This is a genomic window from Paeniglutamicibacter selenitireducens, from assembly GCF_051550675.1.
GTDB lineage: Bacteria > Actinomycetota > Actinomycetes > Actinomycetales > Micrococcaceae > Paeniglutamicibacter.
Genome location: NZ_JBPULF010000002.1, coordinates 245,425 through 261,531, shown reverse-complemented (window position 1 = coordinate 261,531; position 16,107 = coordinate 245,425). Strand labels below are relative to the sequence as shown.

General features: G+C 65.6%; 17 protein-coding genes. 9 read left to right on the top strand and 8 right to left on the bottom strand.

Annotated features, from left to right (window positions below; genetic code table 11):
- Positions 1-8: 8 nt before the first annotated feature.
- The 5 genes from ACSYDW_RS04655 to ACSYDW_RS04635 are packed head-to-tail and all read left to right on the top strand — an operon-like array spanning position 9 to position 4,981.
- The gene (locus tag ACSYDW_RS04655; RefSeq protein WP_438337541.1) at positions 9-989 is read left to right on the top strand and encodes an ABC transporter permease; all 981 of its coding nucleotides are present in this window, start codon (positions 9-11) and stop codon (positions 987-989) included.
- A complete protein-coding gene (locus ACSYDW_RS04650; RefSeq protein ID WP_438337540.1) occupies positions 986-1,981 on the top strand; it encodes an ABC transporter permease in 996 nt (331 codons plus the stop codon). The genes ACSYDW_RS04655 and ACSYDW_RS04650 overlap by 4 nt, the downstream gene beginning before the upstream one ends.
- Entirely contained in the window at positions 1,978-2,838 is an 861-nt protein-coding gene (locus ACSYDW_RS04645) for an ABC transporter ATP-binding protein (RefSeq protein WP_438337539.1), read from the top strand. The genes ACSYDW_RS04650 and ACSYDW_RS04645 overlap by 4 nt, the downstream gene beginning before the upstream one ends.
- Positions 2,835-3,695: an ABC transporter ATP-binding protein gene (locus ACSYDW_RS04640; RefSeq protein ID WP_438337538.1), complete on the top strand. Its 861-nt coding sequence runs from the start codon at positions 2,835-2,837 to the stop codon at positions 3,693-3,695. Before ACSYDW_RS04645 ends, ACSYDW_RS04640 begins: the two co-directional genes overlap by 4 nt.
- Complete coding sequence (locus ACSYDW_RS04635) at positions 3,692-4,981, top strand: alpha/beta fold hydrolase (protein ID WP_438337537.1); 1,290 nt, start codon at positions 3,692-3,694, stop codon at positions 4,979-4,981. Before ACSYDW_RS04640 ends, ACSYDW_RS04635 begins: the two co-directional genes overlap by 4 nt.
- A gap of 287 nt (positions 4,982-5,268) precedes the next feature.
- On the opposite strand, the gene ACSYDW_RS04630 is transcribed toward ACSYDW_RS04635, so the two are convergent.
- From ACSYDW_RS04630 to ACSYDW_RS04595, 8 genes are all read right to left on the bottom strand, one after another.
- Positions 5,269-5,589: a hypothetical protein gene (locus tag ACSYDW_RS04630; RefSeq protein WP_438337536.1), complete on the bottom strand. Its 321-nt coding sequence runs from the start codon at positions 5,587-5,589 to the stop codon at positions 5,269-5,271.
- Between the two features lie 249 nt (positions 5,590-5,838).
- Positions 5,839-6,525, bottom strand: a complete 687-nt coding sequence (locus ACSYDW_RS04625) for a hypothetical protein (RefSeq protein ID WP_438337535.1) — start codon at positions 6,523-6,525, stop codon at positions 5,839-5,841.
- 414 nt (positions 6,526-6,939) lie between these two features.
- Positions 6,940-7,581: an NAD(P)-dependent oxidoreductase gene (locus ACSYDW_RS04620; RefSeq protein WP_438337534.1), complete on the bottom strand. Its 642-nt coding sequence runs from the start codon at positions 7,579-7,581 to the stop codon at positions 6,940-6,942.
- A gap of 49 nt (positions 7,582-7,630) precedes the next feature.
- The gene (locus tag ACSYDW_RS04615) at positions 7,631-8,200 is read right to left on the bottom strand and encodes a TetR/AcrR family transcriptional regulator (RefSeq protein ID WP_438337533.1); all 570 of its coding nucleotides are present in this window, start codon (positions 8,198-8,200) and stop codon (positions 7,631-7,633) included.
- A gap of 764 nt (positions 8,201-8,964) precedes the next feature.
- Positions 8,965-9,840, bottom strand: a complete 876-nt coding sequence (locus tag ACSYDW_RS04610) for a substrate-binding periplasmic protein (protein ID WP_438337532.1) — start codon at positions 9,838-9,840, stop codon at positions 8,965-8,967.
- Between the two features lie 51 nt (positions 9,841-9,891).
- A complete protein-coding gene (locus ACSYDW_RS04605) occupies positions 9,892-10,545 on the bottom strand; it encodes an amino acid ABC transporter permease (RefSeq protein WP_438337531.1) in 654 nt (217 codons plus the stop codon).
- Positions 10,542-11,186, bottom strand: coding sequence for an amino acid ABC transporter permease (locus ACSYDW_RS04600; RefSeq protein ID WP_438337530.1), 645 nt, complete (start codon positions 11,184-11,186; stop codon positions 10,542-10,544). Before ACSYDW_RS04600 ends, ACSYDW_RS04605 begins: the two co-directional genes overlap by 4 nt.
- Before the next feature lies 1 nt (position 11,187).
- On the bottom strand, positions 11,188-11,973 hold the full coding sequence (locus tag ACSYDW_RS04595; protein WP_438337529.1) for an amino acid ABC transporter ATP-binding protein: 786 nt from the start codon (positions 11,971-11,973) through the stop codon (positions 11,188-11,190).
- Positions 11,974-12,403: 430 nt separating this feature from the next.
- Here ACSYDW_RS04595 and ACSYDW_RS04590 point away from each other — a divergent pair, with 430 nt between their 5' ends.
- The 4 genes from ACSYDW_RS04590 (at position 12,404) to ACSYDW_RS04575 (ending at position 16,099) form a co-directional block, all read left to right on the top strand.
- Complete coding sequence (locus ACSYDW_RS04590; RefSeq protein WP_438337528.1) at positions 12,404-13,309, top strand: dihydrodipicolinate synthase family protein; 906 nt, start codon at positions 12,404-12,406, stop codon at positions 13,307-13,309.
- A 95-nt stretch (positions 13,310-13,404) separates the two neighbouring features.
- Positions 13,405-14,406 (top strand): proline racemase family protein, encoded by a 1,002-nt coding sequence (locus tag ACSYDW_RS04585; RefSeq protein WP_438337527.1) that lies wholly within the window; start codon positions 13,405-13,407, stop codon positions 14,404-14,406.
- Positions 14,403-15,356 carry an ornithine cyclodeaminase family protein gene (locus ACSYDW_RS04580; protein ID WP_438337526.1) on the top strand — a complete coding sequence of 318 codons (954 nt, stop codon included), beginning with the start codon at positions 14,403-14,405 and terminating at the stop codon, positions 15,354-15,356. Before ACSYDW_RS04585 ends, ACSYDW_RS04580 begins: the two co-directional genes overlap by 4 nt.
- The gene (locus tag ACSYDW_RS04575) at positions 15,353-16,099 is read left to right on the top strand and encodes a GntR family transcriptional regulator (protein ID WP_438337525.1); all 747 of its coding nucleotides are present in this window, start codon (positions 15,353-15,355) and stop codon (positions 16,097-16,099) included. Before ACSYDW_RS04580 ends, ACSYDW_RS04575 begins: the two co-directional genes overlap by 4 nt.
- The last annotated feature ends 8 nt before the right edge of the window (positions 16,100-16,107 follow it).

Below are 16,107 nucleotides of genomic sequence, written 5' to 3'. Positions count from 1 at the left end.
GTTCCACCATGTCAATGCTTCCCGCCGGCCTGCTGGCCGAGCCCGGTGAAGCGGCGCCCGAGCAGCGCGGAGGACCGGCCCCGTCACCGGGTCGGTCCTCCGCGCTCCGGCGCGTCACTTCTGCCATGCTCGCTTCACCCGCCGCTGTGCTCAGCGCAGCCTTCATCATCCTGATCGTGCTCGTGGCGATCGCCGCACCCCTGCTGACGGCGTGGAGCGGCTGGGACCCGCTCGCGTACGACGACACGGCCGTCAACCCGGATCTGGGTGGCCTGCCCGTTGCCCCGTGGGGCGGCATCAGCGCGGAGCACTGGTTCGGCGTCGAACCGCAAAGCGGCCGCGACATCTTCGCCCGCATCCTCTACGGTGCCCGCGTCTCGCTCTCGATTGCCTTCGCCGGGGCGGCCATCACCACGGTCCTCGGCGTGGTGCTCGGCATGCTCGCCGGGTTCTTCGGCGGCTGGGTCGACCAGGCCATCTCGCGGGTCATGGACTTCCTGATGGCCTTCCCCTCGCTGATCTTCATGATCGCACTGCTTTCCGCGTTGCCTGCCGGCAACCGGCCGGTCCTGCTTGTCACGGTCCTGTGCCTCTTCGGCTGGCCCTACACCGCGCGGGTCATCCGCGGGCAGACCATGTCCCTGGCCAGGCGTGAATTCGTCGAGGCCGCGCAGGCCTCCGGCGCGAGCAAGCGGGCCATCGTGTTCAGGGAGATCCTGCCCAACCTCACGGGGACCATCATCGTCCTTGTGACCATCGCCATCCCGGGGTACATCGGCACCGAGGCAGCGCTGTCCTTCCTGGGCGTCGGTGTGGTGCCGCCGACCCCGTCCTGGGGCCAGATGATCGCCACGGCCGTGCCGTGGTACGCCACGGACCCGATGTTCTTCTTCGTCCCCGGCTTGTTCCTCTTCCTGACGGTCCTGTCATTCACCGTCTTCGGGGACCACCTCAGCCGTGCCATCGATACGGGGGAAACCCACAAATGACCACGTACCTGACCCGTCGGCTGCTGGCGGCCGCCGGCGTGCTGCTCCTGGTGGCCCTGATGACCTACTGGATCTTCTTTGCGCTGTCCCCGGACCCGGCCGTGATGATCTGCGGCAAGACTTGCACCCCCGAACGAATCGACCAGATCCGGGCGACCCTCGGCGTCGACCAGCCGTTCGCGACGCAGTTCCTGACCTTCCTGGGCGGCATCTTCATGGGCCGCACCTACGGCAGCGGGGCGAACGCCGTCGAATGCGCCGCCCCCTGCCTGGGCTTCAGCTTCCAGACCAACCAGCCGGTGCTGGAAATGATCGGCGAGCGCATGCCCGTCTCCATCACCATCGCGGTGGGCGCCGCTGTCCTCTGGCTGCTCATCGGCGTCAGTGCCGGGGTGCTCAGTGCGGTGAAGCAGGGAACCTGGTGGGACAAGGCCGCCATGATGGTCGCGTTGAGCGGCATCAGCCTGCCCAACTACTTCATCGCGCTGGTGCTGCAGTACGTGCTGGTGGTCGAACTGCAGATCCTGCCTTTCCCCTCCACACCCGCCTTCGGCGAGGACCCGCTGTTCTGGTTCAAGTCCTACCTGATGCCATGGACGGTGCTGGCCTTCGGGTACGCCTCCATGTATGCGCGGCTCACCCGGGCGAACATGCTCGACACGCTGGGGGAGAACTTCATGAGGACCGCCCGCGCCAAGGGAATCGCCCCGGGGCTGGTGCTGGGCCGGCACGCCCTGCGCCCCTCGCTGACGCCGATCGTGACGCTCTTCGGCATGGACTTCGCCGGGTTGCTCGGCGGGGCGCTGATCACCGAGACGGTCTTCGGGCTCAACGGCGTGGGCAAGCTGACCTCGGATGCGATTGCCAAGAACGACCAGCCGGTCATCATGGGCGTGACGTTGATGGCGGCGCTGTTCGTCGTCGTCGCCAACATCGTCGTCGACGTCCTGTACACAACACTGGATCCGCGCGTGAGGACGAAGACAGCATGAGACACACCGAACCGGCGGGCGCCGCCCCGCTGCTGGACGTCGAGGACCTCACGGTGTCCTTCGGCTCGCGCGCCGGAGGCACCACGGTGCTTCACGGGATCAGCCTGAGCGTGGAAGCGAACCAGACGGTAGGGATCGTGGGGGAGTCGGGTTCCGGCAAATCCATGACGAGCCTCGCCATCATGGGGCTGCTGCCGCCGCGGGCCTCGAGCACCGGCAGCATCAGGCTGCAGGGCCGGGAGATCCTGGGCAGCCCTGAACGGCAGCTGCGCAGGCTGCGCGGGGACCGCATGGCCATGGTCTTCCAGGACCCGCTTTCCTCGCTGAATCCCTACTACACCGTCGGCCTGCAGATCGCCGAGGCGTACAGGGCGCACCGCGGCGGCTCCAGGCGCGCGGCCCTGGCCGTGGCCGTCGATGCCATGGGCCGGGTCGGGATCGCGGACCCCCGCCGCCGGGCGGGGAACTACCCGCACCAGTTCTCCGGCGGCATGCGCCAGCGCATCATGATCGCGATGGCCATGTGCTGCGAGCCGGACCTGCTGATCGCCGACGAGCCGACCACGGCGCTGGATGTCACCGTGCAGGCGCAGATCCTGGAGCTGATGTCCGCGCTGCAGGCGGAATCGGGCACCGGGATGGTGTTCATCACCCACGACCTGGCCGTCGTCTCGCAGGTCTCCCAGCGGGTGCTGGTGATGAACAAGGGCCGCGTCGTGGAAAGCGGGAGCACCGAAGAGGTGTTCTCCAACCCGCAGGACCCCTACACGCAGGCCCTGCTCGATGCCATCCCGCGGATCGACGACCCGATCCGGGCCATGAGGAAAGTGGAGGCAGGACTGGTGAAGGAGGCATGAGCACCACCATGGAACGAACAGTGAGCGAACCGTTGCTTGAGGCGCGGAACCTGGTGCGCGAGTTCCAGGTCGGCACGGGCGGCGCCTTTGCCGGGACCGAGACCTTCCGCGCGGTCGACGACGTCTCGCTGTCCCTGCACGCCGGGAGGACCACGGCGCTTGTCGGCGAATCGGGCTCGGGCAAGTCGACGACGGCGCGCATGGTCGCCAAGCTGCTGGAGGCCACCTCCGGGTCGATGCACTTCGAGGGGCAGGACGTGACCCGGGCCGGAGACGCGGTGCTGCGCCGCTTCCGGGCCAACGTGCAGGTCGTCTTCCAGGACCCGTTCTCCTCGCTGAACCCCAAGCACACCGTGGAACGCATCATCACCGCGCCGCTTGACTACCAGGGGATCAAGGGCGTGGACCGCCGGCAGCTGGTCAAGTCGCTGCTGGAGCGGGTCGGGCTGAACCCCGACCACAGCACCCGCTACCCCCACCAGTTCTCCGGCGGGCAGGCCCAGCGCATCGGCATCGCCCGCGCCCTCGCGGTGGAACCCAAGCTGGTGATCTGCGACGAGGCTGTTTCCGCCCTTGACGTCTCCGTCCAGGCGCAGGTCATCAATCTGTTGCGCGACCTGCAGCGGGAATCGGGCTACTCCTACCTCTTCATCGCCCACGACCTGGCGGTGGTGCGGCAAATCGCCGACGACGTGGCCGTCATGAACAAGGGCCGGATCGTGGAGCAGGGCACCACGGAGCAGGTCTTCGGGAACCCCGTGGAAGAATACACCCGGGCGCTGCTGAAGGCGGTTCCCGTCATCAATCCCGCATGGGAAATCCGTAGACAGCACAACATGGGGAGAATCGCACTGTGATCACCGCGGACTACACGGCAGCCGGCATGAGGATCCGCGACCACGTGGTCACGGTTCCGTTGGACTGGGCCCGGCCCGACGAACGGACCCTTCAGGTGTTCGCCCGCGAGCTGTGCTCGGCGGACAAGGCCGGCGAAGACCTGCCGGTGCTGCTGTTCCTGCAGGGCGGCCCGGGCGGCAAGGGCCCGCGCCCGGTGGACACGTCAGGCTGGATCGGCGAGGCGCTCAAGACCCACCGCGTGCTCCTGCTCGACCAGCGCGGCACCGGGCGCAGCAGCCGGATCACCGCTGCCACCATGGAACGCTTCGACAGCGCGGAGGCCGGCGCCCGGTACCTGGGCCAATTCCGTGCCGACTCGATAGTTGCCGACGCCGAATTCCTGCGCAAGACCGCTTTCGGCGGACGAAAGTGGTCGACGCTGGGGCAGAGCTATGGCGGGTTCCTCACGCTGACCTACCTCAGCCAGGCGCCCGAGGCCCTTGACGCCTGCTACATCGCCGGCGGCCTGCCGGCGCTGGTGCCCGACGCCTCTGAGGTCTACCGCCGGACCTACCGGCGCACCCGGGAGAAGAACCGGGAGTTCTACGCGCGCTACGGCCACCACGTGGACACCATGGCCAGGATCGCCGACCGGCTCGCGGCCGGCGACGTGCTGCTGCCCGACGGCGACGTGCTGACGGTGCGCCGATTCCAGTCGCTGGGCATCGACTACGGCATGAAGCCGGGGTTCGAGCGGATGGCGTGGCTCATCGACGAGGCGCTTGACGAATCGGGCGAGCCGACGGACACCTTCCTGGCCCAGGTGCTGGGGCGCAGCAGCTATGCGGAGAACCCGTTGTTCGCGGTCATGCAGGAGAGCATCTTCGCCGACGGCGCCAGCGGTGCCACGGCGTGGGCCGCGCAGCAGGAGATTGAGCTGCACCCGGAGTTCTCCGAGTCCGCACGCCCGCTGCTGATGACCGGCGAAATGATGTTCCCGTGGATGTTCGAGGAGATCCGGCTGCTGCGGCCCTTCGCCGCAGCGGTGCACGAGATGGCTCGCCGGGACGACTGGGGCCCGCTCTACGATGCGCGGAAGCTGGCGGAGAACCAGGTTCCGGTCGCAGCGGTCGTCTACCACGACGACATGTACGTGGATGCGCAGCTGTCGCTGGACACCGCGGCGCGGGTCGGGAACCTGCAGGCCTGGGTCACCAACGAGTTCGAGCATGACGGGATCTCGGCCCCGACCGTGTTCCCGCGGCTGGTGTCGATGGTCGCCTCTGCCGGCGGCCCGCTGGGGTAGCAAACGGCTTTTGGTGCAGGGGCCCGGTCCGTGGATCTTCTTTCCGCGGGCCGGGCCCCTTGTGCGTGTGCGCCTGGCCACGGGCGGCCACGGGTGTGGTTTTCAACGCTGAATGTCGCAACCCCAAAAGCGATGGCTCCCGGTGCACACCGTTCCGCAAGCCGTATGGTTATGGCTGCATTTACACCGCGGGTGCGGCGGACAAAAACCTGGCCCAGTCAGGCTTCCCTTCTCGGCTCCCGATCTTCAAGGCCCACGATCCCGGCCATGAATCCGATGCCTGCCAGCTACTCGCAGGACCCGCCAGAGGCACAGGCGCTGCCTGAACCACTGCCCGCGCCCTCCGGGACGAGCAGGCCAAGCAGGATGTAGATCGCCGTGCCGGCGACGACCGCGATGCCGAACACCAGAAGGACCCGGCTCCATCGGCCACCGCGCAGTGATCCGAGCATTCCGACTATTGCCAGGGCCGCACCCAGCACCAGCGCGTAGTACGGCCCGAAAATTGACCCGAAAAGTCCGAGCGGCAGCCCGATGATCGCAACCAACACCATGGCGACGACGAGCGGCGCCGTGGCATGCTGAGGATGTTCTTCAAGGGCAGTCATGCATTCATGATGCACGCCGCGGGTTCCAAGTAGTAGTGCATGGGCTGTCAGGGGCTCTCGCCGGCCACATGGCCTGTGGCTTTTGGTGCGAAGTGCTGCATCGCCAAACGCCAAGGTTTGCACTGCCCGCCGTTTCCCACGTGAACGCTCTGTGGGACATTGCAGGTTGAGCGCCGCCATAGAACTGCGGCTCGACGGATTGGGCAAGGCTTGTTGATCTAAGACGTGCTGCCCTCTACCTATCGGCAATCAAGCTGAATTTGCTTCGCCTCTGCCCTTCGCAATCCTTGACCCACGCAACTTACGAACCAGCGCCCTCAACTCCGGGTACAGGAAGAACAGAACAACGAGGTAGGCCCCGGCGAGCAACACCAGGAACACACAGACCGCCCAAACAAAGACAAAGATGTGGTCGATGGGTTCAACCGGCACGGAGGTATCGTCAAAGTTCGCGGCCACAACGCGCGATTCGTCCTGCGGGTCAACGACAACCCTAACAATGTCTCCCACGTGCTGATCCGAAAACATCGGAGGGTTGCGGTCGAGTGCCACGCGCTGACCTGCAACTTCAACGTAGATGGTGTTGCTCTTGCCGCTCTTCCACCAGGGGCTTTCCACCCAGAGCGCGTCTTGGGCTTCGACGGTTTGAACCAGCATCTTGTCCGCTTCGTATTGCTGTTCCTCAACTGCGCTACCCACCGAGAACAAAACGATTCCCAAAACGGCAAAGATCGCAAGGAGGGACCCCCGAACAGCCACAGGCCATGAATGGACGACACCCAGCATTCGTTCGAAGATTCCTGGTTTGTGGCGCTTGCGATACGAGGCACGTTGCCGGCGAAGCCGTTCGGCCGTTCGCCGAGCCTCCCGCAGTTCCGCACCCGCCTTGCGCTGGGCACGGGTCGTCTTTGGCGAAGCCAAGGAGGTGCCTTTCACGAGAAATCCAGTACAGCTCCAGCCTACCGAACGCCCTTCATTTGTGCGCTGCTGAATACCGCACCCGCAGATGAGGAACGGTATATGGGACAGTACATCGATGGTGACGAACAGGAATGCTCAGTCTTTATTGTCGGGGCAAAGGGACCGCCCCCGGCTTTGCTTGGGAGTCAACTAACCCCGGGGCAAACCCAAGCATGACATCGAGAATGATCCGAGATGCCCCTTCGGGAATTGATGGAGGTTTGGCTGGGTGGCCGAAATGGCATTGTGCGGCCTCCTTTTGTCAAGCTCGCTGCTAGTGTTGTCCGATCTTTGACTACCCACGTGTTGAATGAAATGCCGGAGCATCAACGGGGCGGTGTCAGGATTCGCTGACACCGCCCCGATGTGTGTGGAGTTCGCTGGCCACACCTAGATTCCGCGCCAGCCCCTATCTGTTGAGACCAGGATCCGCTTCTTGTCCAGTGAATTGTTGGCGGCAATTTCGACAAGTGCGGCACCAATGCTGGCATATGCAAGCGTGGGCAGGCCGGGAACTTTGGCAACGTCCTCCAAGTCCTTGATCGTGGTTGGTGACTTAGCGCCGGACTTCAAGTTCACCGGGTAGACCGCAGTCCAGTTCAGATTCAATGAAGGCAGTACTGCGGCTTCAGCGATGGCTTTGTCGGTGAATAGCTTCTTCACCATGGTGCGGTAGATGAGCCGAGCGAACCAGGAAGCCTTGTTTTTGGAGTCTCCTACACCGAAGCCCGACACAAGTACGAAGCGCTCCACATTTGCCTGGCGTGCTGCGGTGGTGATGATTGGCAGTGTCAGCTGCGCGAATCTGTCTGTCGCTGCTCCGGCGGCATGGATGATGGCATCAGCGCCGGAAAAGGCCTCAACCATGCCGGGCAGGTCTTCCAGCGATCCGCCGATGGCAGTGAGCCCTGGAACGGCGGGGACAGCTTCCGGGCGTCGTACATAGGCGGTTACGGTGTGGCCGGTGTCTAGTGCGGCATTAACGGTGGCCTGGCCAACATTTCCCGTTGCGCCGAGGATTACTATTTTCATGAGGTTTCCTTAGATGTGTATTACTCGAGTGTCCGGTTGCTTGCGGCCCTTAGGTGACGGCGGCCATGAGTGCGGCGCGGCACATTCCAAGGACCTCAGATCGTTCAATCTCCGGATTGAACGATGATTCCTTGGCGGCTTCGACTACGAACATGAGCCACGCGGCGATAGCGATCCGATTGCGCGGCGAGTCTGGAATTTCCAATGCCGCAGCAATTCGATCTACCTGGATTTTGTGCGCATCGGCCATCGGTCCCTGGTTCGCGTGGGCGGACGGGGCAGTTGTGAAAAACCGGCGCAGCTCCCCGGTGCTTGCGGCAAAGAAATCAATGTAGGCACCCAACGCTTGGTTCAGTTGTTCCTCGGCTGAAAGCCTCGGGTCTGGCGAGGTGGCTTCAAGAAGGCGTTCAATTTCCCGCTGGACGACGGCCTGGAACAAGGCGTCTTTGCCGCCAAAGTAGTGGTGGACCAGAGCCCTAGTCACGCCGGCAGCGACCGCCACCTCCTGGACCGACAAGGCTTCGTAACTACCGTGTGCGAGATGAAGGGCGGCCACATCAATAATGTGTTCTCGCCGTTGCGTGGGTGATAGACGGGGGCCGTGGCCACTATTGGACATGAGTCAAACAGTATTCCCTTGTTTGACAGTAGTCAAACAAATGGCCGCTGCTCCTGCAGCATGAAGGGAAGCGCGTCGTCTTTGGACCTGCCGTATCAGCTGCGACCATTGCCGAAGCAGAAATGTACGACGGGTCCTGGACGGCGGAGCGGCCAATTCCTCCTGCCATTCTTCCGAGGACGACCGCAGCGAGTAATCGAAGTCATCTGTACTGCGTCGTGCTGCGCCATCCATAAGCGGAGCGACAGCGGCGTACCTGGCTCGCTGGCCACAGCTTTACCGACGCAGAAGACGTATGTCCGGAATATCGTTTTGGCCCGTCGCGTAAGACGGTCCTTCCACCGGACTCACATGCCTCTGACATGCGTCGTTGCGAGCGTGGGTCGTCGACAGTCCCGTATGGGGTGTTCGGTGAACTGACCGGTGGCGCGCCCCCCAATGCGCAGCACTCATCCACTTGTCGTAAATTCTGGTCGGCTGCGCACGCGTATCCACTAACGGTCAAGGCTCCTCCGGACAGAAAGATGACTTGCTTGCCCTCGGGGTGTCGCCGGAGAAGGCCTTCGCCGACTCGGGTCTGACAGGTGTCACCGGGGCGCATGGTGATGCAGCATTTGTCTTTGAAGGCCGCAGGCGGAGGGCCAGTAACGGTGTGGCGTCTGCGGTTCGTCGGGGAAACACCGTGAAACGCAGAAGCCCCCGCGGGCCGCCAGTTGCCTGACGGGCCGCGGGAGCTTGATGGTAGGGAAAACCCGGGCCGCGGGTCAGCTCGCGGGGACCACGTACTGCTCGGCGGCAACCTTGCCCAGGCCCTCGGCGAGGCCCGCGTCGGTGAGCAGCTTGGTGATGGTGCCGTCCTCGCGTTGGGTGGCGATTCCGGCGTCGAGCGCCTGCTTGAGGCTGGTGTTGCCCTTGGTGATCGGGAACGCCGCCTCGGGGGCCTGGTTGATGGCGCCGACACGCGGATCCGGGTTGTCGTTGGCCAGGGCGATCTTCACTCCCTCCACGTCCTTGAACTGGACGACCTGGACGCCGTAGGCATCGATGTCGGCGTCGAGTCGGCCCGCATCGAAGTCGGCCTTGAGCTCGACGCTGCTCGGGTAGGTGACGAGCTTGTCGCCCAGGATTTCCTGGAGGTCCTCGACCCAGAGGTAGCCGCCGATCGTGCCGACCTTGTTCATCTTCTCGAGGTCGGCGATCGTCGTGGCTCCGGTCTTGGAGGCGATGCCCATGCCGTCGAGGTAGGTGGAGGCTGAGAAGTCGACTGCCTTGAGCCGCTTCTCGGTTGCGTCGATGGTGCCGACGGCCAGGTCGATGTTGCTGCCGGAGATGGACTGGATGGCGTCCGCGTAGGTGGCCGGCTGGTAGACCGGTTCGAGGCACTCGTCCTTGGCGATCTTGCTGGCGATCGCGATGTCGATGCCGTTGGGCGTCCCGCCGTTGTAGCTGCTGAACGGCGGGATGTCGATGACGCCGATCGTGAGCTTGCCCGGGGACACCGTCTGGATGCCCTCGTGCTTGGGGGTGCACGAGGAGGCGACCCCGGCTTCCGAGGGGGCGCTGCAGGCCGAGAGGCCGAAACCGAGGGCGACGGCTACGAGCACGAGTGCACCGGCACTCTTGGAACGGTGGATGTTCATGGTTTCTCCTGGTGGTGTGTGGATGGTGCGTGGGTCAAGGGAACGGGATTCTCAGGCGTTGCGGGCAAGGCGCTTCTCGAAGTGGACGGTGATCCAGGTGGCAGGCATCGAGACGGCGGCGTAGCAGAGGCCCGCGAGGGTGAAGATCTGCAGGTAGTTGAAGTCCTGGCTGCCAATGTCGTAGGCCGTCTTCATCAATTCCGGGACGGCGATGACGTAGGCCAGCGACGTGCCCTGGAACATCTGGATGCCGACACCCATGAGCCCGGGGATCGCCGACTTCATGCCCTGGGGCATGACGATGCGCAGGAAGGTGGCGCTGCGCGAGAGGCCCAGGGCGCTGGATGCCTCGAGCTGGCCGCGGGCCACGGACTGGAGCCCGGCCCGCATGATTTCACTCGAGTAGGCTGCGGAGTTCCAGATGAGTGCCAGGCAGGCGGCCGTGATGCTTTCGAAGGCGATGCCGAACTTCGGCAGCCCGTAGTAGAAGAGGTAGAGGATGACCAGGGCGGGGGCCCCTCGGCCGATTTCGACGACGGCGAGGCCGACGGCGCGGACAGCCAGGTTCCTGGCGGTCACCATGATGCTGAGTCCGAGCCCCAGCGGGTACCCGAAGGCTATCGAAACCGCGGCGATCGAGAGGCTGACACCGAGGCCGCCCATCATCTGGGGGAGGTAGCCCACCCATTCTGCGAGCCATGTCATGCGTAGACAGCCTTCCTCATGCGGGAATCGAGGCGCCGGGACAGGTATGCGACCGGGATGCTCAGCGCGATGTACAGCAGGCCGACGAAGAGGTAGGGAAGGATCCCCTCGACGGTGGGGTGCTGGCGGGCGAAGGCCTGGGAGAAGAACACCATTTCCATGACGATGATCGTCGAGGCGATCGAGGAGTCCTTGAGCAGGCCGGTGAAGTAGGTGGCGATGGAGGGGGAGACGATGCGGAAGGCCTGCGGGGCCACCACGCCGTAGAACGAGGTCCGACGGGCCAGGCCCAGGGCGTGGCTGGCCTCGAGCTGCCCGCGCGGGACGGCCTGCAGCCCCCCGCGGTAGATCTCGGCGAGGTAGGCGATCGATACGACGCCCAGGCCAACGATTGCCGCACCCACCGGGTTGAACTTGAAGGTGCCGATCTGAATCCCGAACTTGAGCAGGAACAGCCACACGATGATCGGGACCCCGCGGACGAGGTCGACGAAGAACCGGGAGGCCAGCCGCAGCGGCATGTTGGTCGAGGACAGCCCGAGCGCCACGGGGACGGCGCCGGTCACGCCTATCGCAAACGCGGAAAGCGTCAGTCCGATGGTCATGGGAAGCCCCTGGAGAACCGCGAAGAACGCCTCCACCTCAGCGCTCCAGCACGGCGCGCAGGAAGCGCCGGGTGCGGGCCTCCTGCGGGTCGGTCATGATGGCGTTCGGGTCGCCCTGTTCGATGACCTTGCAGTCGGCCATCACCACGAGCGTGTCCGAGACGTCCCGGGCGAACTGCATCTCGTGGGTCACAACGATCATCGTCATTCCCTCGTCCGCCAGTTCGCGCATGACGGCCAGGACCTCGAGCCCGACCTCGGGGTCGAGCGCCGAGGTCGGTTCGTCGAAGAGCATGATGCTCGGGTCAAGGGCCAGTGCCCGGGCGATCGCGATGCGCTGCTGCTGTCCGCCGGAGCACCGCCCGGGGTGCTGGCCCGCTTTCTCCTTGAGGCCAACCCGCTCGAGCAACTGCATCGAGCGTTCGTCCGCCTCTTCCTTGCTGCGTCCAAGGACCTTCTGCTGCGGGAAGCTGATGTTCTTCAGCGCGGACATGTGGGGGAACAAGTTGAAGGACTGGAACACCATGCCGACGGTCTGCCGCAGGGCGGCGAGGTCGCGGGCATTGACGGCCTTGCCGGGTTCGATGGTGTGCCGGCCCACGCGGATGGTCCCTGAATCGGGCCGTTCCAGCAGGTTGATGCACCGCAGGAACGTGCTCTTGCCGGCGCCCGAAGGGCCGATGAGTGCTGTAACGGTCCCAGGTTCCACGTGCAGCGAGACGTCGTCCAGGACGACGTGATCCCCGTAGCGCTTCGAAATATGGTCAAGCTGGATGCCGACGCGGGGTGCGAGTTTGTCGTCGACGGTTTCTGAAAGGGTCATAACAATCTTCCATGTATGGGCCGGGTGGAACCTCTCCGGGAGTGCTCGAGGTCACATCGTATGTGACATAGTACATTGCACGAAGGGGCGGCGATAGCCCCTTCGTGCAAGTGGCCGCGGGGGAGTTGCGGGCCGTGTGTTTGCGGCGTTTTGGTGCGGATCGGAGCGGTTGTCGACCATGGGGCCCGGCGCGGACGGGGCGATGGGGGGATGCGGGCGTGAGGTGTTCGCGCCGGGAATTCGGCCCGGATCGAGTCCCTTCGCAGCCTCACCCTGGCCCGCGAGGCCGTGCGGGAAAATCGACCCCTCAACCCCTTCCATCTGTAAAATGTCACATGATACTATCGAGTCGTGATGTACGGCCCGGAGCCGGAAACATCGCCCACGACGTTGCAGAGAACCGAACAGCCCCCTTGAAAGGAACCCCCACATGAGCACCACCAAGAAGCCCTGGCACGGAGTCATCGTCGCATCGGCGCTGCAGTTCAAGGACGACTACTCGGTCGACTACGAGGCATTCGCCGACCACGTGCGTTTCCTGGCCAACAGCGGCTGCGACGGCATCGCCCCGAACGGCTCGCTTGGCGAATACCAGACCCTCTCCGACGAGGAACGCGCCAAGGTCATCGAGACCGCTGTCGCAGCGGCACCGGAGGGCTTCGTCGTCATGGCCGGCGTCGGCGCCTACGGCGGCCTGCAGACCCAGAAGTGGGCCCAGCAGGCCAAGGACGCCGGCGCGCACGCCATCATGTGCCTGCCGCCGAACACCTACCGCGCCACCGACGACGAGGTCGTCGAGCACTTCCGCCTCGCCGCCTCCGCCGGCCTGCCGGTCGTCGCCTACAACAACCCGATCGACACCAAGGTCGACCTGACCCCGGCCCTTGTCGCACGCCTCTTCAACGAGGGCCTGATCGTCGGCATCAAGGAATTCACCGGCGACCCGCGCCGCGCCTACGAGATCAAGGAATTGGCTCCGGGCATGGACATCCTCATCGGCACCGATGACACCGTCCTGGAAATGGGCCTCGCCGGCGCCGTCGGCTGGGTTGCCGGCTACCCGAACGCCATCCCGCACGCCACCGTCGAGCTCTACCGCCTGGCCACCTCCGGCAACCTCGCGGACCTGGAGCGCGCCCGCGAGATCTACCGCGACCTGCACTCGCTGCTGCGCTGGGACACCAAGACCGAGTTCGTCCAGTCGATCAAGCTCTCGATGGACGTCGTCGGCCTCAACGGCGGCGTCTGCCGCCCGCCGCGCGGACCGCTGACCGACGCCGTGCGCGCCGCTGTCATCGCCGACACCGAGGCCGCAGTGGCCAAGGGTTACAAGTAACCTCGAAACTGCATTGCCGTGGGCCGGCCCCGCACGCACGGGCCGGCCCACGGCGGCACAGCAATCAACGACGATTCACCAGGGAGTTTGCCCCCATGCGCACCAACAGGATCTTCCACGCAGTGGATTCCCACACCGAAGGCATGCCGACCCGCGTCATCACCGGCGGCATCGGCACCATTCCCGGGGCCACCATGGCCGAGCGGCGCCTCTGGTTCATGGAACACAGCGACTGGATCCGCACCCTGCTGATGTGCGAGCCGCGCGGGCACGCCTCGATGAGCGGCGCGATCCTGCAGCCACCCACGCGCCCCGACGCCGACTACGGCGTGCTCTACATCGAGGTCTCCGGCCTGCTGCCGATGTGCGGGCACGGCACCATTGGCGTCGCCACGGTCCTTGTGGAAACCGGCATGGTGGAGGTCCACGAACCCGTCACCACCGTGCGCCTCGACACCCCGGCGGGCCTGGTCATTGCCGAGGTCGCCGTGAAGGACGGCGCCGCCGAATCCGTGACAATCCGCAACGTGCCCTCCTACAGCGACCGGCTCGACGCCTCCGTCGAGGTCCCGGGCTACGGCACCGTGAACTACGACCTGGCCTTCGGCGGCAACTTCTACGCCGTCGTCGAGCTCGAGGACCTGGGCCTGCCCTTCGAGCGCGAACGCAAGGACGACCTGCTCGCCGCCGGCCTGGCCATCATGGAGGCCATCAACGCGCACGACGAGCCGGTGCACCGCGAACGGGAGGACATCCGCGGCGTCCACCACGTCTACCTCAAGGCCCCCGGCTCCACCGCCGAGCACTCCCGCCACGCCATGGCCATCCACCCGGGCTGGTTCGACCGCTCACCGTGCGGCACCGGCACCAGCGCCCGCATGGCCCAGCTGCACGCCCGCGGCGAACTGGCCCTGGACACCGACTTCACCAACGAGTCATACATCGGCTCGCAATTCACCGGCCGCCTGGTGGAGGAAACCACCGTCGGCGGCCTGCCGGCCGTCATCCCGACCGTCACCGGGCGCGCCTGGCTTACCGGCACCGCCCAGTACTTCCTTGACCCGACCGACCCGTTCCCGGAGGGATTCCTGCTGTGAACCTGCCATATTTCGATGCCGCCGCGGTGCGCGCCGCACTGCCCTTCGACCGTGCCATCGCCGCCCTCGAGGAGGCGCTGCGCGGAGCCACCGACCCGGAGGTCGACTCCCCGCGCCTCTTCGCCCCGGCACCCCAGGGCGAGTTCCTGCTGATGCCGGCCATCGGCCAGGGCTACACGGGGCTCAAGGTCGCGACCATCGCCCCGGGCAACCCGGCCAAGGGCGAGGAAAAGATCCAGGGCGTCTACCTGCTCTTCGACTCGGGGAACCTGACCCCCATCGCCTCCATGGACGGCGCCGAACTCACGGCCATCCGCACCCCGGCGGCGACGCTCACCGCCGTCAAGAACATCGCCGAGGCCCCGGGCGAGGCCCCGTTCACCACGACGCCGAAGGTGCTGGTCTTCGGGGCGGGCATCCAGGCCCTGAACCACATCCGCGCGGCCAAGGCCGTGTTCCCCGAAGGCACCTTCGCCGTGGTGGGCCAGCGCGCCGCACGCGTCGACGCCCTCATCGAACAGCTTGCCGCCGAGGGAACCACCGTCACCCGCGGCAGCGTGGAGGACGTGCCGGAAGCGGACGTGATCCTGTGTGTGACCTCCTCGCCTGACCCGCTCTTCGACGGGGCCCTGCCGAATCAGAACGCCATCATCGCCTCGGTGGGCCAGCACGGGCTCGACGCCCGCGAGGTCGACGCGACGCTCGTGCTGCGTTCGGAGGTCGTCGTCGAGGGACGCGGCTCCTCCTGGCGCGAAAGCGGGGACCTGATCCCGGCGCGCAGCGTCGGGGAATGGAAGGAGCTGAACCCGCCGAACCTCAAGGACCTGGTGAACGGGCGCTTCACGCGGGCCGCCGGAAAGCCCACGCTGTACACGGGAGTGGGCATGGCCTGGGAAGACTTGGTGTCGGCGGCCGTGGTGTACGAAGATCACAGGAGTAGAAACGCGTGAGCGCACCTGTGGAAATCGGAGAAGACACCATGACCGGCAATGCAAGATTCACCCCCGAGAAGCTCGACCGCCAGATGAGCCTGCGCGAGACAGTGATCGAACGACTGCGCACCTCGATCATTTCCGGCGACCTGGTGGAGGGCGAGCTGTACTCGGCCCCGAGCCTCGGGGCGGCGTTCGGCGTCTCGGCCACCCCGGTGCGCGAGGCCATGATGGACCTGGTCCGCGAGGGTCTTGTGGAAACCGTCAAGAACAAGGGCTTCCGCATCACCGGCATGACCGACGCCGAGCTGGAGGAGATCGCCGAGATCCGCCTGCTCATCGAACCGGAGGCGACAAAGCGCGCCCTGGCCTCGGTTCCCGCCGAAAGCATCCCCGAGCTGCGCGCCCTGGCCGACGCCATCGTGCGCACCGCCCGGGACAAGGACACCGACGGGTACCTGGCAGCCGACCGCGAGTTCCACTCCCGGCTGCTGGGCTTCGCGGGAAACCGGCAACTCGTCGAGCTCGCCACCTCGCTGCGCCTGCGCACCCGCATGTACGGGCTGAAGTCCCTCATGGACAACGACCAGCTCGACGGCTCCGCCCAGGAACACCACGAAATGATCGACTGCGTGGAACGCGGCGACGGCGAGGGCATCCGCGAGCTGATGGTCCGCCACATCAGCCATGCCCGCGGCATGTGGAATTCCGGCAGCCCGGAGGACGAGTCCGCCCAGCCGCAGCAACAGAATCCACACTAACCAGGAGA